Annotated in this window: 18 protein-coding genes; 15 read left to right on the forward strand and 3 right to left on the reverse strand. The window is 50.7% G+C overall.

Annotation, left to right across the window (positions count from 1 at the left end; all coding sequences use genetic code 11):
* The first annotated feature begins 11 nt into the window (after window positions 1-11).
* From VGK02_11705 to VGK02_11730, 6 genes are all read left to right on the forward strand, one after another.
* Window positions 12-1,739 carry a SpoIID/LytB domain-containing protein gene (locus tag VGK02_11705; GenBank protein ID HEY3375706.1) on the forward strand — a complete coding sequence of 576 codons (1,728 nt, stop codon included), beginning with the start codon at window positions 12-14 and terminating at the stop codon, window positions 1,737-1,739.
* 25 nt (window positions 1,740-1,764) lie between these two features.
* Complete coding sequence (locus VGK02_11710) at window positions 1,765-1,896, forward strand: hypothetical protein (protein HEY3375707.1); 132 nt, start codon at window positions 1,765-1,767, stop codon at window positions 1,894-1,896.
* A gap of 544 nt (window positions 1,897-2,440) precedes the next feature.
* Window positions 2,441-3,079 (forward strand): sigma-70 family RNA polymerase sigma factor, encoded by a 639-nt coding sequence (locus VGK02_11715; GenBank protein HEY3375708.1) that lies wholly within the window; start codon window positions 2,441-2,443, stop codon window positions 3,077-3,079.
* A gap of 85 nt (window positions 3,080-3,164) precedes the next feature.
* Window positions 3,165-4,721, forward strand: coding sequence for a DUF5667 domain-containing protein (locus tag VGK02_11720; protein HEY3375709.1), 1,557 nt, complete (start codon window positions 3,165-3,167; stop codon window positions 4,719-4,721).
* 205 nt (window positions 4,722-4,926) lie between these two features.
* Window positions 4,927-7,227, forward strand: a complete 2,301-nt coding sequence (locus VGK02_11725; protein HEY3375710.1) for an S-layer homology domain-containing protein — start codon at window positions 4,927-4,929, stop codon at window positions 7,225-7,227.
* Window positions 7,228-7,619: 392 nt separating this feature from the next.
* The gene (locus VGK02_11730; GenBank protein HEY3375711.1) at window positions 7,620-8,735 is read left to right on the forward strand and encodes an S-layer homology domain-containing protein; all 1,116 of its coding nucleotides are present in this window, start codon (window positions 7,620-7,622) and stop codon (window positions 8,733-8,735) included.
* Between the two features lie 145 nt (window positions 8,736-8,880).
* On the opposite strand, the gene VGK02_11735 is transcribed toward VGK02_11730, so the two are convergent.
* Window positions 8,881-10,470 (reverse strand): glycosyltransferase family 39 protein, encoded by a 1,590-nt coding sequence (locus tag VGK02_11735; GenBank protein HEY3375712.1) that lies wholly within the window; start codon window positions 10,468-10,470, stop codon window positions 8,881-8,883.
* 516 nt (window positions 10,471-10,986) lie between these two features.
* Here VGK02_11735 and VGK02_11740 point away from each other — a divergent pair.
* The 3 genes from VGK02_11740 (at window position 10,987) to VGK02_11750 (ending at window position 16,109) form a co-directional block, all read left to right on the forward strand.
* On the forward strand, window positions 10,987-12,138 hold the full coding sequence (locus VGK02_11740) for an S-layer homology domain-containing protein (GenBank protein HEY3375713.1): 1,152 nt from the start codon (window positions 10,987-10,989) through the stop codon (window positions 12,136-12,138).
* Window positions 12,139-12,353: 215 nt separating this feature from the next.
* Entirely contained in the window at window positions 12,354-13,496 is a 1,143-nt protein-coding gene (locus tag VGK02_11745) for an S-layer homology domain-containing protein (protein HEY3375714.1), read from the forward strand.
* A 507-nt stretch (window positions 13,497-14,003) separates the two neighbouring features.
* Window positions 14,004-16,109: a S8 family serine peptidase gene (locus VGK02_11750; GenBank protein ID HEY3375715.1), complete on the forward strand. Its 2,106-nt coding sequence runs from the start codon at window positions 14,004-14,006 to the stop codon at window positions 16,107-16,109.
* A 5-nt stretch (window positions 16,110-16,114) separates the two neighbouring features.
* Here VGK02_11750 and VGK02_11755 read toward each other — a convergent pair whose 3' ends face one another.
* Together VGK02_11755 and VGK02_11760 are read right to left on the reverse strand one after the other, a co-directional pair.
* Window positions 16,115-17,650, reverse strand: coding sequence for a glycosyltransferase family 39 protein (locus VGK02_11755; GenBank protein ID HEY3375716.1), 1,536 nt, complete (start codon window positions 17,648-17,650; stop codon window positions 16,115-16,117).
* A 110-nt stretch (window positions 17,651-17,760) separates the two neighbouring features.
* Entirely contained in the window at window positions 17,761-18,636 is an 876-nt protein-coding gene (locus VGK02_11760) for a stalk domain-containing protein (protein HEY3375717.1), read from the reverse strand.
* A 326-nt stretch (window positions 18,637-18,962) separates the two neighbouring features.
* Between VGK02_11760 and csaB the strand changes: the two genes are divergently transcribed.
* The 6 genes from csaB to mtnA all read left to right on the forward strand — a co-directional run bounded on the left by csaB (window position 18,963) and on the right by mtnA (window position 26,501).
* On the forward strand, window positions 18,963-20,720 hold the full coding sequence (gene csaB, locus VGK02_11765; protein HEY3375718.1) for a polysaccharide pyruvyl transferase CsaB: 1,758 nt from the start codon (window positions 18,963-18,965) through the stop codon (window positions 20,718-20,720).
* Between the two features lie 18 nt (window positions 20,721-20,738).
* Window positions 20,739-22,331 (forward strand): murein biosynthesis integral membrane protein MurJ, encoded by a 1,593-nt coding sequence (murJ, locus tag VGK02_11770; protein HEY3375719.1) that lies wholly within the window; start codon window positions 20,739-20,741, stop codon window positions 22,329-22,331.
* Window positions 22,332-22,427: 96 nt separating this feature from the next.
* Window positions 22,428-23,258: a purine-nucleoside phosphorylase gene (locus VGK02_11775; GenBank protein HEY3375720.1), complete on the forward strand. Its 831-nt coding sequence runs from the start codon at window positions 22,428-22,430 to the stop codon at window positions 23,256-23,258.
* 18 nt (window positions 23,259-23,276) lie between these two features.
* Window positions 23,277-24,533 (forward strand): adenosylhomocysteinase, encoded by a 1,257-nt coding sequence (gene ahcY, locus VGK02_11780; protein ID HEY3375721.1) that lies wholly within the window; start codon window positions 23,277-23,279, stop codon window positions 24,531-24,533.
* Window positions 24,534-24,809: 276 nt separating this feature from the next.
* Complete coding sequence (locus VGK02_11785) at window positions 24,810-25,400, forward strand: class II aldolase/adducin family protein (protein ID HEY3375722.1); 591 nt, start codon at window positions 24,810-24,812, stop codon at window positions 25,398-25,400.
* Window positions 25,401-25,454: 54 nt separating this feature from the next.
* Complete coding sequence (gene mtnA / locus VGK02_11790; GenBank protein HEY3375723.1) at window positions 25,455-26,501, forward strand: S-methyl-5-thioribose-1-phosphate isomerase; 1,047 nt, start codon at window positions 25,455-25,457, stop codon at window positions 26,499-26,501.
* The last annotated feature ends 1 nt before the right edge of the window (window position 26,502 follow it).

A 26,502-nucleotide genomic window follows, 5' to 3' on the forward strand; every position in this document is an offset into this window, starting at 1 on the left:
TGGAGTTTGCGATGCGTAAAAACCTTCTAATTATTTCACTTCTTGCGCTGTGCGCAATCCTTTTGATTGGCTCCCCGGCATTTGCTGAGTGCCAATACACCTTGAAAGGCTTCGGTTACGGACATGGAATAGGTTTATGCCAGTGGGGCGCAAAGGGAAGGGCGGATGCCGGTCAAACCTACAGCGAGATTCTCACCCATTACTTCCAGGGCGCTCAGCTGTCCGGCAACTATGCCGGACCAGCTTCGGTGCGAGTGCGGCTTTTTGGGGCATCTAACCTTGCCAAAGCTACTGTTGAGGGTGTTAACGGCTCGGCGCTCGACTTTGTAAAAACCGATGGCACCTATGCATATCAGGGCGCAAAGGGACAATGGTCGGTTGCCGCAAACCCGGACAGCACGCTCAGGATAATTTCACCCGAAGGCAGTACAACGGTTGATAGACTGGTTGCGCCTCTGGTAATAACTTCGAACTCCGATACAAACATGACCGTGTATAACACAAACGGAAAACGATTTCATGTCTATAGCGGCGCTATGTACATCTATCCCGCGGCAAAGAGCACCGTCTATCTGGTAAATAACGTGGGCTTTGAGCCATATTACTTAAACGGCCTGGGCGAGGTTCCGTCGAGTTGGCCGTACGACGCGCTCTATTCACAGGCGGTCGCCGCCCGCTCGTACGCTATCGCCAATATGCATCCGCAAAGCACCTTTGATCTGTATGATGATACCCGCAGCCAGGTATATGTGGGTGTCGATAAGATAAATGAGACGTCGGGCAGCACCAATTGGGGTGCTCGCTGGGCAAAGGCTGTTGCAGACACTAACGGTCAAGTAATGGTTTACGACGGTAAGGTAATATCCTGTTACTATTACTCCAGCTGCGGTGGCCATACCGAGAATATAGAGCTTGCATGGAGTGGGTCTACAGCTAAACCTTACCTTAAGGGAGTAAGCGATTTAGACTCCTCCGGCAAAGCGTACTGCCAGCAGTCGGGCAACTCGAGTTTTTCCTGGCAGCAGGCCATTGCCAAGAGTACTTTTGAGTCGAAGCTCGGCATTACCGGCATTACCGGCGTAGCCATAACGAAAACAGGAGCTTCACCGCGCATCGTTGAGCTCAAAATAACCAAGACTGATGGATCGTGTACGGCGATGTCGGGGGCGACACTGCGCACTAAACTCGGTTTAAAAAGCACCTGGGTTGCCCAGATAACCGGTACGTTCCCGGATGTATCGCTCGGGTACTGGGCGTTTCCGCAAATCGAGGATTTAGCGGCTAAGAACGTTATCGGCGGCTATAGTGACGGCAGGTTCAAGCCTACCGCCACCGTAACGCGTGCGGAGTTTGCCAAGATGCTCTGCCTTGCGTTAAATATTCCAACTGGAGGCACGAGCACGTTCGTCGATGTCAACGGAAACTGGGCCGAATCGTATATATCGGCGCTAGTGGCCAAGGGTATAACAAACGGCTATTCCGACGGCACTTTCAGGCCTTCGGCGCTCATAACCAGGGCTGAGATTTGCACGATCATCGCACGCGCAAAAACCCTCACCACCGGATCAAAGCCTGCAAGCTTCCCGGATATATCGAGTCACTGGGCCGAAACATCCATCGAGCTTGTTGCGTCAAACGGTATCGTTACCGGCTACCCGGAAGGGGCTTTCAAGCCCGGCGCAAACGCCACACGTGCCGAAATCGCGGTAATTATCTCAAGAATGCTTGCAGTGAAGTAGGTACAACATATAGGGATGAAGTAGCATGAACCAGGAAGATCGCAGAGAATTCATGAACTTGTTTAGCGAGGGCTTTGAGCGGCTCGTCATTCCAGCTATTGCAGGCTTGCGCAAACAGAGATGGCTGGCATTGCCAGCCATCTCTTTGGCAAGCTAGCTTAGCGCAATAAGGGGAAACATATCTACCGCAGAACTGCCTTTATAATACGCTTGTCATGATGCATAACCACTCACATTTTCCGCAAAATCGCTTCCTTGCAAACCGGTTTTATTGTACAATTATAAGCTGTGTGTACTGATAATTAAGCGGCTGTAATTTTACTCAGCTTACAAGGATTAACCTGTTAGATTGTAAAAGGAAGAAAGCCTTTTCAATCTGCCGCATCAATAAAGATAGTCGGCGGATGAAGGAATCGCAACAATATAAACGTAGCAATGAATGGTAGCAAGTGCCCAACAGCCGGAGGAGGCTTTCGTGACACCCGTTCAAAAACAGCGGTTGGTGTTCGAATCAAGCAACAAAAGAGCAGATGAAACAAACACCATAGCGGTCATAAGCCACCTCACTGCCCCCAGACCTAGGAAGAAATTGTCAAGAATTTTAAGAATTATTAAGATAACCCGTAACTTTTTTGCGTTAGCGCCGTCTTTTCTTTGTGGAAGGGCCGTTGCAATGTTGCCTTATTTCGAGGTGAGGGTCTATGAATAACCCGAAGAACCTCGATGTATTGGTAATGAACGCAAAGCAAACGGACTCGGAAGCTTTAACCGAGCTCTACGATATGTACCTTCCTCACGTGTTCCGTTATATCTACTATCAAGTAAATAACAGGGTAGTGGCAGAAGATCTGACATCGGAGACGTTCTTAAAGATGCTCGTTGCGATCCCCGATTTCAGGGAAGACGGTAAATCATTTTATCCGTGGCTGCTGCGAATTGCTAAGAACACGACGCTCGATCACTTTAGGTCGAAGTCAAAGCAAATGCACGTGTTGCTTGATGAGGATATTGAAGAACTTTTCTTTGATAAGAGAAACGCGGCGGACCTTGAGCATACAGTGATAACTGCGCTCGATGCAGAAGAGGTCAAAGTGGCGGTTGGCAAGCTTACCGAGGAGCAGCAGCAGGTCTTACTGCTCAGGTTTACGATGGGGCTTTCCAACGCCGAGGTCGCCAAAGTACTCGATAAGACCGAGGGCTCGATAAAATCACTGCAAGTGCGGGCGCTCGCGTCGCTGAAGAGGATTCTTGAAAACAAGGATTATAGAAGCGAAGCCTCCGAAAGGGTAGAGCCGGTCCTAAGCGGCAACAGCCGGAGATCGTTTTTTAGACGGACATAAGACTAGCTTGGATAGATAATTGGGTAACGTGCAACTTTGAAAGGTTCCAGTTACCTAGTATATAGATGGAAACCTGGTGAGTAACGTGGAAAACAGCAACGGGAACGCAAACAAAAAGCTAGAGAGCGCACTCGAGTACAGTGTCAAGCTGATCGATTCAGGTGCCTCGATAGAGGATTGCCTAAGGCTATACCCGAACCAGCGTAAAGAGCTGAGAGGGTTACTTGAGGCGCTTGTCTGCGTGAAGCAGTCCTATACGGACTATCCCGAGCTGCGCCCCTCGAAGCTCTATATGAAGACCGGTAAAGCCAAGTTCCTCGAAGCCATCGAAAATGGTGTACCGGCTATGATTCAAGAACCGGCTATTGCGGCTGAGAGGCGCTCTAACATCATCAATATTTTCAGACGCGCCTACGTTACCGCAACGGCCGCAGCCGCAGTCGCAGCAATCCTCGTTGGCGGTTTGGTTTATGTATCATCCGATAGTTTACCCGGGAGTCCGCTCTACACAGTCAAGCGCGCAACTGAAAGCGTTCAACTTGCGCTAACGCTTGATAGCAAGGCTAAAGCTAAACTTCACTATGGGATCGCACAGCGGCGCATAGCCGAAGCGAAGGTTGCTGAGAAAGCGGGCGAGAAGGGCACAGCCGCAGACATATATAATGATGCGCACCGGAGTCTGTCCGAAGCCCAGAAGATGGCCAAAGCCTCTTCTGTCGATATGAAGGATAACCTCGAGGGCGCCATTAGATCACTGGATCAATCGGTAAAAGATAAAACGACAAAGCTTGCTGCAGCCGTACATGGTTCCACCAAGGATACTAATAACGACAAAGCCGTTTCTCCCGATACGCAGGTCGCTCTGAATGACAACCAATCGTCTTCAGAAAACAACAAGGATAACAGCCGCAGCGTAACCGAGGCAAAAGCCGTAAATACCGACAAGCAGAAGAGAAATACCCTGGTCGGCACGGATACCGCCGTTGCGAGGCGGTCTCTGGCATCGATCAAGCCATTTGAGATTAGTTCTCTAGAGGTTGCCGGTCAATACATAAGCCCGAACGGCGATGGCGTTAAAGATAAGCTTGGCATATCGGTTGCAGGCGCCGAAGGCGATTATATGGTCGGTCTCTATAAGGGCGCAACCAAGATTGCCACGATCGCCGGGCAAGATTCCGGTAAAGACTTAGACTTTACATGGGACGGCGCCGACATTAACGGCAAGAAAATCGCCGACGGCAAGTATAGCTTGAGAGTTGAAAACGCTATAGGCCAACTCGCTCACCGCAAGGCTGAAGTAGTAGTTGATACTATTGCCGAGCGCGTTAATTTGATCGAACCTCTGGATGGAGTAAGTACCGAAAATGGTGCACTCCGATTTGTGTGGAATCCAACGAATGATGCCGATACTTATACGTTGTATCTACGTAGCAATGCTAGCCAAGGCGACTATGTAGTGAGCGGTCTTACTAACAACGCATATCAACTCGATGGCGTGCTCATGCCCGGCGATTGGGAATGGCATGTTGTCACAATCGACAAAGCAGGAAACACAACTTCCTCAAACCATGGTCGCTTCACCGTTAAACATATAGACGATGCAGCTAATCAGGCGAACGCAGCAGGTAAGCCTGAAAGCTAAAAAAATTAAACAAATATTCGCAGCTTTACCCGTAACTTTTACTATCGCGAAAGCGTCTATATATTCGTAAGGAAACCCTGAAAGACCAAATTCTTATTATGCGCATAAGCGCTTAACTTATATATGATTTACACTGTCGTGGAAGGAGGTGGACAATATTAAGACATTTAGTATAAACAATGGAATTCGAAAGGACGGTGCTTTAATGATTAGAAACAAAAGCGTATCGCTGTTAATCGTTGTCGCAATGGTTATCAGCATGCTGCCGCTTGGCGCACTTGCAGCATTGGCTGCCTCAACACCTTCCCCATCATCACCGACTGCAAAAGTCATAACCGGTGCTGGCGCAACTGTTGTAAAGAACCAAGCGACAGATAATATTACGATCAAGGAAAACTCGGCTGCGCACGATGAGTGGAACGGCCCTGTAACAATTAAGGTGGAGGGTAATGTTGGTGCGGCGGTGAAATTTAACGTGAAACCAACCGTCACCGTTAACGGTACGGCGCTTGCCGCAAGCCAGATTACTTTTGCAGCCGATAGGACAAACATCCAATTTACGATAGATGGCGACAACACCAAACAAGATGTAGTCGTTATCAGCAACGTAAAGGTAGACCTGGGCATTGTCGCTGCAGGACCCCTTGATATGAAGTGTTCGCTCTCGGGAGCAGTAACAGAGACACTTCATTCATTTCCGGCAAAGGTACAAAACGGACTCATCTTCTCATGCGCTGCAGTAAACACTGCTCTCAAAACCGATACTAACAATCAAGCTGTAGTGTTCCAGTTTGACGAGTCAGCGACCGGCACTGTTGAGAAAGACGATATCCTCACAGTTACCGCACCGGCTGGCGTTACGTTCTATGAGCCACCGGTAGCCACCATTGTATCGGGCACCGGGTTCGGCCTTTATTCGCTCAACGGCTCGTTAAACGCCGATCGCACTCAAGCGACATGGCAGGTAAGTGCAGCTGCAACATCACCGATTAAAATCACCTTTGCAGCTAACGTTAATGTCGCAGCAAGTTTTGCCGCTGATGCTGATGTTAACTTCACGTCCACAACCAATAACACTGGTTATGCAGTGGCACCGGCGAGCGTAAAAGTAGCTAAAACTACAGCTACGGATGCCCTCACATTTGAGGCGGCGGCAGCGCCAACTATCAGCAATAGTATCAACCAAGCCGCAGCGGGTATCACAATTAGTGAGAGCAAAGCTTCGTCATTTGCAGGTTCTGATACGACGCTTACCGTTCAGCTTCTTAGCGGTACATTCGCAAGCAGCCCTGTTGGAACTCCTTCAGGCGCCGGCCTTACCCTAAAGAATGCTTCGGGCGACGCTGTAACAACAGGTCTTCCTGGTAACCTCACCACAGTCGTTGGCTTCCAGAGAGCCACATGGACGATCGCCGATCAGTCAACCGCTGCTGGCAAGATCAGCATCAGCAACATAGCGGTCAATGCTTCAGGTCTCACCGATGGCGCTGTCCAGGTTAAGATCTATGGTACTGCTGTTGGTATCCCAACAATTGCAGGTGCGAAAGTACTTACAATTGCTAACGTAAACAGCAGCCAGACTGTAAAACTCAGCGCAGTAACCACGCCTGCTCTTATGATCAATGCTGCAAACCAGGCTGGTGGCGATGTTCTTATCACCGAGACGAAGGCTGGTGCTCTTACTGCCGGTCTTGTCACGCTGCATGTCTTCGGAAACAGCGCTGATAAAGAGGTACTGTTAGGTCAAGCACCAACCGTATCAGTTAGCAGCGGTGATATAACTATCAGTAATGTTACGCTAGCAGCAGGTAGCGAGGATGTTACATTTACAGTTACTCAGAGCACCAAGGCAAGCACAATTAAGATCTCTGGTATCAAGTATGATATCAATTCCAAGGCAAAAGCTGGTGCAATTCAGCTTCTCGTTACCAATGCTGGCACAAGGATTGGAACTGTAAGCGATGCCACAATCGGCACCGCTGTAGCCAAGTTTAGCGATGTCCCAGCAACCTTCTGGGCATTCAACGCGATTGATTACCTTGCAAGCCAGAGCATCATTAGCGGCCGTACAAGCGGTCTCTTCGATCCAAGCGCAAGCATAACCCGTGCCGAGTTCGCAAAGATCGTTTGCCTCGCTGCTGGTCTTAAAGCGACCACGCCGAGCACTGCGAGCTTTAGCGACATCAGTGGCAACTGGGCAGCCGGCTACATCGAGGCTGCTAAGGCTGCTGGAATCATCGGCGGTTACACGGATGGAACCTTCCGTCCAAACAACAAGATCACCCGTGCGGAAATCGCTAAGATGGTCGTTACGGGTGCGAAGTACACAGTTGTAACGAGCGGTGCTAGCTTCACCGATATCTCAAGCAACTGGGCTAAGGACTTCATCGTCACAGCTGCTGTGAAGGGCGTTGTCAGTGGTTACACCGACGGCACCTTCAAGCCGGGCAACAACGCAACCCGCGCTGAAGCAAGCCAGATGATCTTCAAGTGGCTCGTTCCGTAAGTTTCTTTAAACTTACATAGCACAACTAAAAAAGAGCGCCTCGAAAGAGGCGCTCTTTTTATTTCCCGCACTTTTATCCTACAAGACAAGCACGAACTCCTAAGGCCAGATATCCAACCTAGCAACCATGGAGCGTACTCTCACTATCCCCGCTTATTAATCACATGTCGAAATTCGAACTTGTCTAAGCTAGGGATCGCATAACTCACGACATAATTGCTCACAAATTAAGGCTACTGCGGCAATTCGCAGGGAGGGAGGTGGTGGCTAGCGGTAATCATAAGTTATTAATAATCATTAGTGGGTACAAAACAACGGTGAAATCGTTAAGGGGATGAAATTAAAAAAAGCACTTCAGGTCATTTATGAGTTCAGGAGAGGAAGGTGTTTATATGGAGAGAAAGGAAAGGCGACTACTATCTTTATCGTTGGCCATGGTATTGGTTGCCGGCATGTTATTCCTGGGTGCAATTATAGCATTCGGTAGCCCGGCATCAGGAGCAGGCGGTAAGGCTGCCGCGGCGATTACGGGGCCGGCACGGTTGCCGAAGGTGGTGCAGGGCTTTACCGGTCAGTTGGCCGGTAATCTCAGGGTGAGTGAAAGTACGGGGCCGAGCGGCACTACGGGATCGTTTAACAATCAAGATCTCTGGTTGCGCATAGCCTCGACAGCAACGTCGACCGCCAGAGGTGTAACGTTCTCTTCCGTGCCCGAGGTAACACGCTCATCGGGGAATGCAACCGTGGGTATGCCTACCCTGGTTAACGGTATGGTACGTATACCGATCACTGAGGCAGCCACAGCGACGAGGGCGGCAACAACTATCAGCATAACGAACATCAGGTATGATGTAGTCGCATCGGCTCCGGAGGGGACCGTAATGGTCGAGGTACTAGCGAGCGATGGAACGCCGACCTCCGCAACACCCATATTTGGCAGCGCCGCAAACGCCAGGGTTGTTACCGGTGAGACCATAACGTTCCCGGATATCGTTGCAGGGCAGCCTGGGTTCTTCGCAGTGGCGGCAATCAGTTTCCTTGAGCTTAGGGGTGTTATTAACGGTTATCCGGATGGCCGGTTCCGGCCGCAAAACAATGTAACCAGGGCGGAGTTTGCTAAAATGGCCGTCATAACGAGAGGCATTACCCTTGTTCCAGCCGGTGCGGCATCATTTGGCGATGTACCGGCAAACTACTGGGCGGCTCGCTATATAGCGACGGCAAGAGCCGCCGGCTTGATCAAAGGTTATCCGGATGGCCGGTTCCGTCCGAATAACAATATAACAAGGGCTGAAATCGCAGCGATTATAGTACGAGCGTCGGGTGTCGCTACAAACACAAACGGCACGACATTTAGTGATGTGCCATCAAGTTTCTGGGCATTTAACGAGATCATGACGGCGCGCAATGATGGTTTCTTGTCTGGATACACGGACAATACCTTTAGGCCGAATAATCTGGCTACGAGGGCCGAAGCCGCACAGTTCAACTTTAACTGGGCTCAATAGACACATATTGCACTCTTGCTCTGTGAAAGCGCGGCATTAATTACATCGCGATGGGTAACAAAAAGCGGTGGGGCAACACCCCACCGCTTTTTTTCAAACGCCTATTCCAACCATCAGTATTTAGGTTAACGACGCCTAGATTCAACTACACGGTATCTCGCAGATCAAGAACCATGGTATCGGCGGGCGTATCAGGCTGTTCTTCATCAGCAAAACCACCGCGGGCACGCCACAATATCACCGTACTCGCTGCAAAGGCGATAAGAGCACACACGCCGAACATTAAACCTGCATCCTGATCGATCATGTTATCGGAGTTCATAAGGGGTGGCAGCCATAGTGCAATAGCCAACATGCCTGCAACGATGTCAATAATCGTTGCGTATCCTATAATGAGTCGGCCGGTTCGCGATTCAAACCATGAGGTAGTGGTTTCGACGGCGCCGACTAAAAAGCTTGCTATAAGAATAGCGTTCAAGCTTGCAAGAGGCATTACAAAACGCGGGTGCCCGAAGGCGAATATAAGGTGGAATAAGAACCAATAACCATAGAGGAGTAGGAGTAATGAGGCGTATTGGGTGCGGCGGAAACGAAGCAGCATTAGGAAACCAAGCCCGGTCATACCCCACATGAAATACGCCATCATGGTAAGATTGCGCTTCCACACATTATAGATGCCCGGGTTAAACCCGCCTATTGGGCGCACGTAGAATGGTTTGTTTAAGATCTCTTTTGTCCAGTTATGATCCTTGGAATCAAGTAGGTTCCAACCTAGTCCGTCGGGAGCTCTGAAAAAGCGGCGATATTTAAGGCTAATCGTGTCCACAAATTGCCGCGGGTTTGCTTTGATAGCCGCTATCGTCAGGCGATAACCAAGGTCGCTGCGTGCAATTTCACCCTTGGTTTGCTCGATCGGATTATGTGGCGGATAGTAACGGCCGCCGGAACCGTATTTAGCGGCACCGGAAGAGTTTGACATCCAGAACACCGTACCGCCATTCGACGAGATCAATACCGGTTGGCCGAGAGCAACGCTATTGCGAACCGTCCACGGCAGGATCACCGCGAGCATCAGCACGCCCATAAGCATGCTATAACCTATCGCTTGGGAGAACCGGGTACGCTTGATTATAAGCCAGATAAGAAACACAACTGGAAACAAGAGGATCGCCGGCCGTGTTAACGCCGCTAGCCCCAGCATCAACCCGGAGGCGCCGATGCGTACCGGGAGTTTGAGCGGGAGGCTATCATCAAGGATAAGTAGTATAGTACCAAGCATGAGTGGTATAAAAAGGTTTTCCGATGCGAGTAGGTTAGAAAAGAAAATATAATCCGGATACACTGCGATGAGAGCCGTTGCCAGAAGCGCGACTCGCTCGCTGGCGACGAGTCGTGCAATTCGGTAAACAAGATAGCAGGAGAATGTTCCGATTACAGCCTGTGCTAGTTTTACACCGAGAAGACCTCTGCTAATCCACAGAAGAAAAGCCAGGAAATAGGGATATGCCGGCGGGTATTGTGCGGTCGAGTGACCCGCAATACTGTACCCATGCCCTGCAAGTATTGATAAGGCCCGGTCGTAGTACCATCCAAAATCACTCACGGGGATCGACGGCAGCCATAAAACCCAGGCCGTCCGCAAACCAAACGCAGCGATTAGCAATATCGTCAAAATAATACGTCTATTGGATTGTTGCTCGTTTTGCCTTTGCGGTATTTGCGAACGTTGTTGCACGATGCTTCCTCGCATTTAGATTTATTCTGGGCCCTACTCTTATATGTGGGCTTTTTACGGTGAGTTATAACGCGTAGACTGCTAGAGACCTGTAAGACAAGTTTGAAAGTGTACGATGTTAAAGTGAATAACGGGACATCAAGCGGAGGCATCCTTATAGGTTTGAAGGTGAGCTGCCACCCCTAGCTTAACATGTGGAATAGGGAAGTATAATGTAAGACTTCATAGTCACTATAGGCTTAATAATGCCTGGTATTTAGATTAAGCTGTAAATTCCTCAAGTTAGGGGGCGCTATAAATAAACCTCAAGTAGAGCTATACTATAGCGAATGGCAATCCGAGCGCCCTCGCGCTGCCGGCCTGCGCTAAGCAGGTACAAAGCGCTTGCCACACAAGAAATATACTAGAAGGCACCCAAATGGGTGCCTTTGCATCGGTAACATTTACCTGCTACTCTAACAAAGGTTATGCTACGATGAATGCATCCGCCCCCCCACGGTAGCTTTGGAGGTCTATATGTTGCAAACGATGTTGCCAAGAACCTTCCTACGTTTGATTCCTGTTGTGCTTGCTGTAATTGTTATGATGCTGTTGCATACAAACGCTAAGGCGCAGACGCAAACGCCAACTCCCACAACAACAAATCCACCGGTAAAGGTGGTTGTACCGATCGTGTTTCCGCTCGGCGGCAAGTGTAACTATACCGACTCGTTCGGTGCTCCGCGAGACGGCGGAAAGAGGGGGCATGAAGGCTGCGATATAATGGCCGCCAAGATGACGCATATACTCGCCGTGGTAGACGGCACGGTTGACTGGCTCAACGACGGGACGCAAACCAGCACGGCAAACGGGCTTCCATACTATAATTTGATGCTTCACGGTGACGACGGCAACGATTACTACTATATTCACATAAACAACGATACACCGGGTACCGATGATGGATTGGGCGGTCCGGCCTGCGCGTATGCGCCGGATATTACCGATGGATGCCGCGTAGTTGCGGGCCAGCATATCGCCTACGTCGGCGATAGTGGAAATGCCGAGGATACAGCCCCGCATCTGCACTTTGAAATACACCTTGGCGGTTACAAAAATCCGGTCAATCCGTATCCTTCGCTTGTCGCCGCTCAGCGGGGGAGCTTGTTCACCGATGTGAAACCCGGCGATTGGCCGTTCCAGTACATAAACACCCTGGCCAAAGAAGGCATAGTAAACGGTTACGGCAATGGTAAGTTTAAGCCGGATGCGCTCGTTACCAGAGCCGAGTTCATTAAAATGGTTGTTACGGCAACGAAAGTCGAAGCATCGACAACGTTCGAGGGGCTATTCCCGGACGTGCCGAAGACTCATTGGTCATGGTTGTATGTTGAGGCGGCCCGTCGCACCGGCATTATCGCCGGTAATGTAAACGGGCGGTTCAGGCCTGATATGCCGATCAACAGGGCCGAAGCCGCAAAAATAGTTACGAGCGCCCGGCATATAGCGTCGAGTTTTAAAGAGCCCGTGTTCTCAGACGTCGCGAAAGATTTCTGGGCTTGTGAGTCGATTATGGCTGCGTACAGTAATGGTACGCTCTCGGGTTATCCAAACGGCACGTTTAAACCGCTCAACCCTACAAACAGGGCGGAGTCGTCAAAAATAATTTACAAGATAAGTCAGCCGTAACTAAATACATTATAGCGGCGTTATAAAGCTTGAAGAGGCAATTTGCCCTGATTATGCTGATGAACGCTTTCTATCACCAGGATACTACCAGGGGTCTTTACTAATCTGCAATTACCTGTAAACTAATGAATAGCATTAGAAACGTACCAATTAACGGTATGCATGCGGTAGTAAAGCGAGCCGTAGCAAAGTAAGCAATTTCGAAGGAGGCCTTTGTGGTTTACAAAAGACTAACAGCATTAGCAATCGTAGCGGCAATGATGGTGATCATAGTTGTGGCTATAGCCCCGAGCGCTACTCGAGGGGCCGACAGCGAGGAGGTTGCACTCCTTAATCAAATTAACCAGTACAGAGCCCAGCAAGGTTTGGGGAAACTGGTGTTGTCAACCAAGCTTACACAGGCTGCATACAGTCACAGTTCAGACATGGCGTCCAAGAATTATTTCGCACATGACTCACTCAACGGCGCGAGTTTTGCCGACAGGATCAAAGCGACCGGTTACAGCGGAAATACCTATCTCGGCGAGAACATCGCAGCCGGAATATCGACCGGGGCCCAGACGTTTAGTATGTGGAAGAACTCGCCCGGGCATAATGCAATCATGCTTGGCAAGGATTACAAAGCGGTCGGGATAAGCAGGGCATATAACGCAAATTCGACGTACAAGTGGTATTGGACAGCCGATTTTGGCGGTATAGCCGATACGCCGGTCACGACAAATAATCCTACGACTACCACCTCGGTAAAGCCAACGACTACGACAACATCGACGAAACCAACCACCTCTACAACAGCGGTATGCCCGACCACGTCGACAACATTAGAGAAAAGCACAACTCCGCCATCGCCGCCGGGTGTAGGCACTCAGTGCTGGGCAAATTCATATATGCGGTGGCTGGTGAAGTGTAAAGTCATGACCGGCTACAAAGACGGTTCGCTGCGGCCAAGCAAGGCGATTACCAGAGCCGAGTTCGTGGTTCTTGTAGCTAAAGCATTTAAGATTCCGTCTAAAGGCAGTAAGTCATTCAAAGATGCGAAGAAACACTGGGCACAGGGCTATATAGCCGCGCTGGCCGATCGAGGTTATGTTAGCGGTTACGATAACGGGAAATTTAAGCCGAACGGCAACATAACACGTGCCGAAATGGTTAAGATTCTCGATAAAGCAGCCGGGCTGAAAATGAAGACGGGTGCTGCAGGGTTCCGCGATACCGGTGGCCACTGGGCTAAGTCTTATATCTTGGTTGCATCATCGAATGGGGTTATCAACGGTTACATGAACGGCAAATTCAGGCCTAATACGACCTGTTCGCGAGCAGATGTGTCCGCTTGCCTCTACAGGTTGCTTAATAAGTAGCAAAAGCTTGTCTCTAAAGGTTAACGAACAAGCGCGAAGGTGCTCGATAACTTATAGAAGCTTGCTTTATGGGCTGCTAAATAAGCGATATAATTTCGATTTTGCTATCGCATAACGCTGAAATTCATGTGTGCTATCTGCCTAATGGTAGATAGCACACGCAGCTAAAAAGGTTACCTCTCAAGCGCGAAAACAATCCTGTAAAATAACTCGTTTGTATTATAATGTAATACAAACAGTATCTCTGCTACTTGTAAATGATTGGCAAAATACCTGGTCAAGGAAGTGTTAAGATTTGTTACTGAAATTAATTTTCAGTTTAGCCACCAAATAACCGTTGCCCAATTTGGCATTTTGTCATACCATGTTAGTTCAGTGGCACTAGTTTGCATCCACCCATATGTCGTATCCAAAGTAGAAATGTCGGCAGGTTTGTTTCTGTGTACAATCAGGAACTCACAAAGAAAAACAGACCGTGGTTATTGAAGTAGGTTAGGTGGTCAAGGAATGCCTTCGCTTACAAGAGTAAAACCTTTGGTGGCAGTGATTCTGTCGTCACTCATCATTAATTGCCAGATGGTCGGGTACGCGGCGGTAGGGAATCAAGGTACAAAACCGCACACCGCAGCCGCAAAATCAGCAAGCGGTATTTCAGCAAGTAAATTGGTAGCCAACCAGGTCTTACTACGACCTAAGCGAGGCGTAACCCGCGCCACGATCAATAAATTCAACGAGCAGATCGGCGTAAAGACCGCATCGACCAATAAACTCGGCGTCATGAAAGTCAGTCTTACCGGCAGTGATCTAAAGAAAGCGCTTGCGACATATAATGCGAGCGACCTCTTCGAGTATGCCGAGCCCAATTACAAGCGCAAAGCCGCAGATATTACGCCGAACGATACTTTGTACTCCGAGCAGTGGGGGCTTGCAAAGATCGGCATGCCGACCGCATGGGGCGTGGCATCAAGCAGCTCAAACGCCGTAAAGGTCGCCATACTTGATACCGGCGTTGATACCTCTCACGAAGATTTGCAGGGCATATTCGCTATGGACCCGAACAATCCAAGCCGCATTCTCGGCAAGCATTTTTACTCGGATGTTTCGGGTCGCCAGCTGAGCGATGACATTCTGACCGATAACGCAGGCCACGGCACGCATATCGCCGGAATTATAGCGGCTGTTGCCAACAACAGCAAAGGTATCGCGGGTATTGCTTCGGCTGCCAAGATTATGCCGGTAAAGATTCTTGATGACGTCGGCTATGGTGATGACGCCAATATCGCCCAGGGCATTATCTGGGCAGCCGATAACGGCGCCCATATCGTTAACATGAGTCTAGCCGGGCCTGCGCAGTCGCGTACCCTCGCCGATGCGATCAAATACGCGCACGATAAAGGTGTTGTGGTAGTTGCCGCAACGGGCAACGAAGCCAGTTCGGAGCCTAATTATCCGGCGGCATATGACGGCGTAATCGGCGTTGGGGCTACCGACACAAATGATACCTGGGTACCGCAATCAAACTTCGGTAATTATGTCGATGTCACGGCGCCGGGAATGTCGATTATATCCACATTCCCGCCGGCAAAATCGTATGATGGCCAGCCGTATGAAGTGCATAGCGGCACGTCAATGGCAGCGGGTTTTGTCAGCGGTCTTGCAGCGTTGCTTTGTTCCATCAACCCGAATCTCACCAACGCGATGATCGAGGGCAAGATATATGCCTCTGCCGATGACCTTGGCACGGTTGGTTGGGACCGGTATTTCGGCTACGGGCGCATCAATGCGGCTCGCGCGGTAAGCATGCCCGCGGATAGCACCGTGCCGGTTGTAAGAATCGCCGCACCGGCCGGCGGTATTACCGTCTCAGGAAAAACCCTGAACGTAATCGTAGACGTCTCCGACGCCAGCAATGACATAGCTTTTGTCGATTTCTTTGTAAACGGCCAGCGTGTAGGCTCGGCCGCGACGTTCCCGTACAGTTTAAGTATCAACACGACCCAGTTTACCGGACGCAATTCGATACGGGCTGTCGCCTATGATAAGAGCGGCAATTCGAGCACGGCGGAGACCGTCTGCTACCAACAGACGTTCCGCGATGTTCCGCCGTCATACTGGGCGTTTGACGATATTGAAGCGCTTACAGCCAAGAAAGTGCTCTCAGGCTATCCCGGCGGCGAGTTCAAACCGGCTAATGCGGTCGGCCGCGCTGAGTATATAAAAATGCTGATGGAGGGAATGGGCCTCTCCAAGAAATCCTTCTACAGCGGCTATTTCAAGGATGTCCCCAAAACCTATTGGGCTTGGCCGTATATCGAGGCGGCGCATGATATGGGCCTTATCACCGGCTATAGCGGTAAGACCTTCTCACCGGAATCGAGAATAAAGAGGGTCGAGATGGCTACGATTCTCATTAAAACAGGAGCGTTCGCCATAGACTATTCCGGGGATTCTTTCGCCGACGTTACGCCTTCATACTGGGGATATGCCTACGTCATGTCGGCACGCAATGCGCACGTTATAAATGGTTATCCGGGGAATATGTTCCGGCCCGAGCAATCGATGAACAGGGCAGAGGCGGCCCGCGTCATCCAGAATGCGTTTTTCAATAATTAAATTGGCTATTTTTCTTTTAGATCGTAGTAAACACAACCGTGTCGCGTTACATGCTTGGTAAGATTTGTCGCGAGATACTGCTGAAGTGCTTTGTCCTGCTCGGCGTTTATAGGAATAAAATAGCCGGCTCCTTTAGATTCTAAAAACCGTAGCTCTTTAAGCGATATCTTGGTCGCACGCCAACCGCGGTGGCCGCTATAGAAGAGGATAACAGGATTATACGAGCCGAGAACCACCGGTTCACCCACGCGCAATTCTTGGTTTAAATCAGCCCCGTACAGGTGCGGCACGGTGTTTTGCTCGTAAAGCGGTGCGGCCAACCCATACGATTGGTATGCCAAACCGCCCACTATGACCGCGACGGCCACCCATCCAACCGCAACCCGTTTCAATCGTACTCGGGAGAGGCCGATAAGCGAACGGGCCATAAAAAACGCGGCGATGGGGAGCAGCGGTACCAGGTAGTAATCGATCCGAACTATCGCTACAAGCGTGAGCATGTATATCAGAATCGCAGCGAGCCACGCATACAACGGTTGAATTTTAACGCGGTCATCGCCAAAAATCTTGAGCGGCAAGAAGCCAATGAGTAGCAGGATAAAACCGATAGGCGTAAGCGCAAGGCCCGGTAAATACCTTGTAAAATATCCCGATGCTTGTGTTGACTGAAATGCCGTCAAAAGCTCCGGCAAAATATGCTTTTGCATGATATTGGCGACAAAATTGCCGGTCTGGACCCCCGGATGTAAATAGTTGCGGTAATCGTATGGTGAGCCGAAGTTTTTCACCAGCCACCCGAGGTAGCCAAAGTACGCGGCGGTCACCGCCAGAATAATCCCAAAATACAGGATAAGTCGGCGATCACGCCACACGTTGTTCCTGAGACGCTCGCGCGCAATAACAAGAACCGGCAGGAATAAAAAGATATTGGGAAGCTTCGCGAGCACCGACAGGATACCAAAGACGAGCATAACCGCATAGGCCTGCCGGGTTTGTTTTTCAGCCCAGACCGAGGCGTAATACAGCGAGCCGATCCCAAAAAAGAGCATAGCGGCTTCCGGTTGTACCGCCCGGCTGTAGTAGATGCTCATCGGCAGAATCGCAAATAGAAATGCGCTCATATTTGCTGCGGCCCTACTACTGTAGTGGCGGATAAGCAGGTAGAGATAGATGATAGCCCCCAGCGAGAAAAGTACGGGGATGATGCGGGCGTATAATTCGCGCATCCCGACGAATTTAAAGAGCAGCGCAATGAACGCAGTCGTGATTTGCAGCTCGAGCTGGCTGTAATTGGGCCCCGGTCCGTCATAGTCGAGTTGCGGGTGAAAGATATTAAAATCGTGTAAGACGAAGTTTCGCGCGATCGACGCCGTATCTATCTGGCGCCAGCTTGAGAAGTCGCTCAAAGGGCTTCCGATATCGTACAAGCGGATAAGCAAAGCGACCGCAAGGATAACTACGAGCCAGAGGTCGATCGGTGCTATTCTTGCTATTAATGGTTTGCGTGCCGTTGCTACATCACGAGTATTTGGTTGCGTCATGAGTTTTAGCTTAGTGCAGCCTATCGAAAAAATCTACCCTCGGCAAAAGCCCGGGCAACGAAAAAGCGAGGGCACGTGCCCTCGCTTGATATCACTTGTTTTCGTGACTTTTACTGTTGCGGTTGTTCTTTGGTAGTAACCTCAATGGTATGCAGTTTATTATCCCATTTTACATCCGCACCAAGGCTTTCGGCTACGAAACGGAGCGGGACAAACGTGCGGTTGTCTTTCATCGTTGGCGCCGTATCAAGGATTACCGGCTGGTCATTGACGAGACCGACGCTGTTGCCGATCGCCAGCAAGATATTGACGCCGGGATGGTTGATTGCAATTTGCTGGTGCTCGCTGTCCCACTGGACCACCGAACCGAGTTCCTCAAAGAATTGGCGAATCGGTACATATGCACGGCCTTCATTAATAAACGCCGGCGGATCTGAGTAGAGAAGCTTATCGTTGATATAGACGAGCACGTCTTGCGCCGGGTTGTTCGACATAAAGTATCCGCTCTTCGGATACGCGACGAACTCCTGGGTGAACATTTTTCCGTACGGACCGCCGTCCACTACACCGATTCCAGCGTGGGTGTATTTCGGCTCAAGCATGTTTTCCTTATGCGAAGGGCTGTTCATGAGGCCTTCAAACGCGGCCTCTACAGTCGGTGCCCCGGCAAGGTTCTCGCCTGCAAGCAGCCATCCATCTTCAACGCCGGCGGCTGTAACCCTATCAAGCAATTGGCCGGACACGGGGGACGTATGGCTAAAAAAGTTATGGTCGATCATTTCCTGGCTGTAACGTCGTGCCATGAGCTCGAGTTTTGGATCAATCTCAAGTGGATTCAGGCCGTTGGCCCGTCTTTCTTTATTGACGAGGTTTAACATTGTTTGCTCGTCTGTGCTAAGCGATACTGCATACGCTGCTGTGCTGAGGCTAAGAACTGCGATGAGCGCTATGCTTACTAAAATAATAAAGCGCGCCTTGTGGCTCATTAGTTACCATCCTTTCAGAAAAGGCGATACGCTCTGTCGTGTTTTTAGTTATCAAGCACCCCTAAGAAGTTTGGATAGCACCGTTACGAGTGTTTCGGCGACTATCCCGTTGCTACATACTAATATCGGCAAATCCTCAGCTGACTTTAGTAGTTGTTGCTGTTCCGAGGCGGTGTGGTGGTTTGAAACATGCAGCATCCGGCAGCCCGCCGCCGGAAAAAAACAGTAGCTGCAAATTAGCATTTTCCGACGCATTATTTAGCTTGTTTTGATAAAATGGTTGAGACTCCAAAAAGCCCTGATAATTTTTAGCAATTGAGAGTGTAATGAAGAAAGTACTGATTTCAGGATACTACGGGTTTGGAAATACGGGCGATGAAGCCATCCTTTCAGCGATAATATCATCGCTGAAGTTGGAGATACCGAATATCGACATTACCGTCTCATCGGCACGCCCCGAAGAGACTGAACACAGATATTCCGTAAAAGCGATTTCCAGGTCGGTGCGGGAGGTTCGCCGGACGCTGAAGAGAACCGATCTCTTTATAAGCGGTGGCGGCGGGCTTCTTCAGGACGTAACCAGCCTTAAGAGCCTCGCATATTACTGCGGGTTGCTTATTCTGGCGCGCATCGAGCGAGTACCCGTTATGATTTTCGGGCAGGGAATCGGCCCTCTTAAGCGGCGTATAAGCAGGATGTTAACGCGTCTGGCGGTTTCCGGCTGTAATGCGATTGCGGTACGCGATGAAGGCTCAAAGCGGGTTTTAGAAGAGATAGGCGTGCGTCGTGAAAGCATTGTCACCGCCGACCCGGCGTTTTTACTAAAACCGGTAAAGACGTCACGGTTTGATGATACGGAACGACCCGTTGTCGGGTTTGCCTTAAGGGCATGGCAGGGGATCGATTTCGCCAGCATAGCGCGCGCCGCCGACGCGATAGGTGAGCGTCTTGGCGGGACAACAGTCTTTATTCCGTTTCACCAGGGGCGCGACCACTCGGTTGCCGAGCAAATCACCCAGAGGATGAAGCGCAGCGCGGTCGTGGTCGATGAAGTCGATTTGCCGGCTGAAGTTCTCGGTGTAATCGGTGAGCTCGATGTGCTTGTCGGTATGCGCCTGCATTCCACTATCTTTGCGGCGATGCAGAGCGTGCCGTTTGTACCCATTTCATACGACCCGAAGGTAACGGAATTTGCGATGGCCGTCGGGACGATGGAGCCGGTCTCAAGTGTTAATATTGATGCCGATATGCTTGTTTCAAGAGTCGAAAACATTCTGGGCTTGAGCAGCAGCCTTGACGGAGGCTTGAGTTATCCCATCGAGGATATGCGCCTCAAGGCACGGCAAAATGCGGTTTTTGCAAAGCAACTGCTCAAGGAGCGCCGGGTTCTCGGTATCCGGTTTGATGCGCTTGAGATGGATGAGGCGGCCGATAGTATCGAGCGCTGTATCGCCGAAGGGCGTCCGCATCTTGTCGTAACGCTTAACGCTGAGATGATGGTAATGGCGAACAGCGATGCCGCATTTAAATCGGTCTTAGAAAAAGCAGATCTACTCATCCCCGATAGTATCGGGATTACCTGGGCTGGAAAGCTGCGGGCGCGTGTGCCCGGTATTGAAATGATCGATGAACTGGCGAAACGTGCCGCCGGCAAAGGCTATTCACTCTATATGGTGGGCGCCGATCACGGCATTGCTGAAAAAGCGGCGGCAAAGCTCCGGCAAAAATATCCGGGCTTGAGAATCGCTGGTGCCCATAGCGGCTATTTTACAAAAGCACAAGAGGCGGAGCTTGTCGCTGAAATACAAGCAATAAAACCGGACATTCTCCTTCTCGGCTTAGGTATGGGCAAGCAGGAGAAGTGGATCGCGGAGCATCTGCACACGCTGGGCGTACCGGCATGCCTTGGCGTCGGCGGTAGCTTCGATGTCATTGCGGGTAACGTAAATCGCGCGCCGGTTTGGGTGCGCCAAGCCGGTCTGGAATGGCTGTACCGGTTCGCACAGCGTCCGACGCGGCTTAAACGGCTGCTGGCGCTGCCGAAGTTTGTCTATCTGGTTATCCGCGAGCGGGGGTTGATGTAAATAGCGAAAGACTCTGGTATGAGTAACGGCATTAGTAGGGGGAAAGCGCTTGCATTATCAGCGATTACTGTTACCGTAGCGACATTTCTTGGTCGCATCTTTGGCTTTGCCAGGGAAATGGTGGTCGCCAAAGAATTTGGGGCAAACGCCCATACCGATGCATTTCTAACCGCGTTTACCATCCCGAGTTTTATTTACAGTTTAGCTGTAATGGGGGCACTCAGCGCATCGTTTATCCCGATATTTTCGGGTCTTATCGCGAACGATAAGGAACGCGATGCGTGGCGGCTTGCATCAAGCATCTTCAACCTGCTTCTTATCGGCTTCGGCGCGATCACGGCGATTCTAATGGCGTTCGCACCGCAAGCCATATACATAATCGCGCCAGGATTCGGCTCGTCAGATCAGTTAACGCTGGCCGCAAATCTTCTGCGTTTAATGGCTCCGGCGCTTATCTTCATGGGCATTTCGGGCTTGATGGCGGGAATTCTTAATTCATACAATCACTTTGCGGCGCCGAGCTTGGTAGCGCTCGCACAAAACGTCATCGTGGTCGCGTCGATTCTCGTGTTTGCCAAAGAAATGGGGCTCTACGGGGCGGCGCTCGGTCTCTTGCTTGGTTCGATAGCGATGGTATTAGTACAGCTACCGGTCTTCATTAAGCGCAAGTTGCCTTTGTTGCCGTCTTTTACGTTTAAGCACGAGAGCTTGGCGGATATCGGTAAGCTTTTCGTGCCGGTGCTTATCGCTCTCGCCGCAAGTCAGTCAAATACGGTCATCGATAAGTGGATGGCGTCGTTTCTCGCACATGGAAGTATCTCGTACCTAAATTATGCCTTTAAAGTCGGCAGTTTGCCGTTAAATACGCTTATCGCGGCTATAGCAATCGTGCTCTTTCCAACGCTATCGCGGCATGCGGCGACCGGCGATATGGTGGCGCTGAAAAGTTCGGTGTCGCTCGGCATTAGAATGATATGCCTGGTGGCGATACCGGCGTCGGTCGTTCTCTTTGTGCTGAGTATGCCGATTACCAGGTTGCTCTTTGAAAACGGCGCGTTTAGCCGAACTGCGACCATTGCGACGTCCTCAGCCCTTGCCGTTTACGCATTCGGATTGCTTGCAATGGGTTTGAATATGCTGCTCGTGCGGGCGTTTTATTCGCTAAAAGACGGTGTTACGCCGCTTATTGCGGCGCTCGTGTTTGTCGTCGCACTCATAGTGCTCGATTTTCCGCTTCGAGCCGAATTTGCGCACACAGGCCTTGCTATCGGTTATGTGCTTGCCTCATGCTTGATGGCCGTGGTCCTCATGTGGAGGCTCTCACGACGTTTGGGCGGTTTACATGAGGCACAGCTTGTCACCTCGTTTTCAAAGACACTGGTAGCTGCATGCGTGATGGGTGTGGTAACCTGGTTTGCGGCGACCGAATTGACTGCGCTGCTCGGAGCGGCATCGAAGCTTCATGAACTCGCTATTGTAGCCTGCGCTACTATAGCCGGCGCCGGCGCATACGGTACGACGCTGATTCTTCTTCGTACCGATGAGATCACCATGCTATGGAACATGATTAAGTCGAGGGTGTCGCGCACCGAACCCCAAACCGCCGGCTAAGTAACTAGAGCGCGGATTATTGTGGTATTATAATAAATCGTACTGCGAGTTGTTACTAAGTAACCGTTATCTAAATATATGAAGCAGGGGATTACAATGGATTTAATCGACCAGGTACGACAAGGCATAAAAGATGCGTCGCGGTATATCACGGACCGGGTAGAAGCCGATCTCGATATTGGAATTATCTTAGGCTCCGGGCTCGGAGCGGTGGTCGATGCAGTTGAGGATGCAGCCGTATTTCCATACAGCGAGATGCCGCATTTCCCGAAATCGACGGTAGAGGGCCATAAGGGCAATCTGGTTATAGGCGAGCTTGGCGGTAAGCGCGTAGGCATTATGCAGGGGCGTTTTCACTACTACGAGGGCTACACGGCCACCGGAATCGTGTTTCCGGTACGGCTACTCAAGGCGCTTGGGGCTAAGGTCCTCATCGTTACGTGCGCCGCGGGCGGCTTACGGGCTGATTTTCGCCCCGGGGACATTATGGCGATTACCGACCATATCAATTTCTTAGGCACCAACCCGCTAGTAGGCTCGAATGATGAGGAATTGGGCCCACGGTTTGTCGATATGGCCGAGGCTTATAATAGGGAACTTTTAGGGGTTGCGCGGCAGCAAGCGCTCGCCATAGGTGTCGATTTGCAGGAGGGCGTTTACATTGCCGTACTTGGCCCGAGCTACGAAACACCCGCTGAAATTAAGTTGTTCACAACCTACGCCGACGCGGTGGGAATGTCGACGGTTCCAGAAGTTATAGCGGCGCGTCATATGGGAATGAGAGTGCTTGGGCTTGCAGTTATCACGAACACCCCGGGCGCAGAGCAGGTTATAAGTCATGATGAGGTTCTTGTCGCAGCACAACGCTCATCGGAGAAGTTGAGCAGGCTGATCATCAATATAGTTGGGCAGAGCACTGTAGAATAGCGAAGGAGCGAGTTTTATATGGATTATGATGTTAGGGATCTTGCCCTTGCCGGGGAGGGCAAGAAAAGGATTGAGTGGGCCGATAAGGACATGCCGGTCCTCAGACTGATCAGAGACCGTTTCTTAAGTGAGCGTCCGCTGCAGGGGGTAAAGATGTCCGCATGCCTGCACGTAACGTCGGAGACGGCCAATCTGATGCGCACATTAAAAGCGGGCGGTGCCGATGTGGTGCTGTGTGCTTCCAACCCGCTCTCAACCAACGATGAAGTTGCGGCATCGCTCGTAAAGGATTATGAAATGCCGGTGTTCGCCATTAAAGGCGAGGACGACAAAACGTATTACGAGCACATCAACGCCGCGCTCGATCACCATCCTCAAGTAACCATGGATGATGGTGCGGATCTTGTCTCGGTACTCCACTCGGAGCGGCCGGAACAGGTTGCCGAGGTAATCGGGGGCACGGAAGAGACGACAACCGGCGTTATCAGGCTTAAAAGTATGGCCGAGCAAGGCGTGCTCAAATACCCGATTGTTGCGGTAAACGATGCGCTTACCAAGCATCTCTTTGATAACCGTTACGGCACAGGCCAAAGCACGATCGATGGCATTATTCGTGCGACGAACGTTCTTCTCGCAGGTAAAACGCTAACCATTTCGGGCTACGGCTGGTGCGGCCGCGGTGTCGCGATGCGAGCGAAAGGCTTGGGCGCAAACGTTATTATTATCGAAATCGATCCGTTAAAGGCGCTAGAGGCGGTTATGGACGGCTTCCGCGTTATGCCGTCGGTCGAAGCGGCTATGGTCACCGATGTATGGGTAACGGTAACCGGCGATATCCACGTTCTCGACGAGCGGCACTTCAAAGTCATGAAAGACGGCATCATTATCTGCAATAGCGGTCACTTTAATGTCGAGATCAATATCCCGGCCCTTGAGGCAATGTCGGAGCATCGCAAAGAAGTTCGTCCGTTTACCGAAGAGTTTCTAACGAGGGACGGTAGGCGTATTTACTTGCTGGCGGACGGACGTCTCGTCAATCTTTCCGCTGCCGAAGGTCACCCCGCCAGCGTTATGGATATGAGCTTTGCCAACCAGGCGTTTTCCGCCGAATACATACTCAGCAACGCGGCGAATTTGGAGAACATCGTTTATCCGGTTCCGGCCGATATCGATGCCAACATCGCTCGTCTCAAGCTTGAATCGATGGGCATACATATCGATCACCTTACTCCGGAGCAGGAGCACTACCTGCATTCGTGGGAGATGGGCACGTAATCAAAGACACAGTACGTGTTACTGATGGCTGTTGATTCGTAGCATCGTATCGCAGCTGTTCGGAGTCATGATAATTCAGGACTAAATTAGTCTGAATTATAGTTAACCAAATATATTACATAAACGGGGTGAAACAGATTTCGCCCCGTTTATCGTTATTATCGGTAGCGCAACTTTCTCTGCTGCTATAATAACCCTTATATATTTTGTACGGTTGATTATAGACAGCAGAGGGTTGTCAGATTATAAGTTGGATAACATATGCGGGGTAACAACATGAAAACAGAAGAGAATTCTCACGAACATCAGGTTCAAGAACAACTCATTCGTGCAGGGAAGGAGCTTGCCGGCAAAGGTCTGGTGAGCGGTAGATCAGGTAATATCAGTATTCGCCTTATGACCGGCAACATACTTATCAGCGCGACTCATACATTTCTTGGGATGCTCGAACTCGATGACCTTATCGAGATTGACTTTGACGGTAGGGCTGTCGGAGAAGGCAAAGCCCCGTCGAGCGAGCGCTTTCTTCATATGGAAATATATAAAGCCAGACCGGATGTGCACGCCATTGTCCATACGCATTCAGTGCACGCCTCGGCGTATGCGTTTCTCGATAGGCCCCTTCGCTCGGTCAATTACGAAAACGATCTGGTTCTCGGCGAAGTACCGATTGTGTCGTACGCACAGCCGGGGACGATTGAGTTTGCACGCTCGGCTTGCGAAGGCCTTGGCAATAAAGCCGCCGCGTTACTGCAGAGGCACGGCACTGTCGCGGTCGGTGAGGATATTTTTGATGCCCTGGCTGTCGCCGAACTGCTTGAGGATGTCGCAAAAGTCAATTACCTTATAGATACGCTGTCGAAATAGGACCGCTTACCATGCGGCTGCTATGATTATGTACAAACAACCAGAGGAATGTTTATGAAAACTATCGAGTGGAAAAAGGGCAAGGTCATTCTTATCGATCAGACCAAGCTGCCGCTTAAAGAAGAATATATTGAGACGGACGACTACATGCGCGTGGCTGAAGCCATCAATACGCTTAGCGTGCGTGGGGCGCCGGCAATAGGTGTTGCAGCTGCATATGGGGTGGCGCTTGCCGCGCAGCAATCACATGCAACCGACACCAAGGAGTTTATACACGATATTGACGAAGCCGCTCGCATTCTTGGGGAAACACGACCGACGGCCGTGAACCTCTTCTGGGCGTTAAGCCGGATGACGAAAAAAGTTCATGCAAACGATCACCTGGCTGTCAGCAGACTAAAGCGTGTGGTCGCAGAGGAAGCCAACACCATTGCGGCTGAAGAGCTTGAAATGAGCCGTCGTATCGGTAAGCATGGGGCAGAGCTGTTCGATGACGGTGACAGCATCCTCACGCACTGCAATGCCGGTGCGCTCGCTACGGTTGATTACGGTACAGCGCTGGCACCGGTCCGGGTTGCGCACAATCAGGGCAAACAAATCGAAGTCTACTCGGACGAGACGCGGCCGCTTCTTCAGGGCGCGCGCTTGACCACGTGGGAGCTTATGCGTGACAACATCCCGGTAACGCTTATCTGTGATAATATGGCCGGCTACATGATGAGCCTTGGAAGAATCAGCAAGGTTATCGTGGGCGCGGATAGAATTACCGCCAACGGTGACGTAGCCAACAAGATCGGCACCTATTCAGTAGCTGTACTTGCTAAAGAGCATAATATCCCGTTTTATGTCGCCGCACCGATTTCAACGATCGACACTTCGCTTGCCGGCGGTACTGAAATACCTATTGAAGAGCGTTCGCCGGATGAGGTAACGACATTTGCCGGTGTGCGTGTTGCGCCCGAGGGTGTTGCCGTTGCAAACCCCGCGTTCGACGTTACACCGAATCACCTTGTTACTGCGATAATAACGGACAGAGGTGTGTTGAAGCCTCCATATGATAAATCAATCGCGGAGTTGTTCGCGCACCGGGTGGGAAGCTAAA

Source organism: Candidatus Aquicultor sp. (genome assembly GCA_036504445.1).
In the GTDB taxonomy this organism is placed as follows: domain Bacteria; phylum Actinomycetota; class Aquicultoria; order Aquicultorales; family Aquicultoraceae; genus DASXVE01.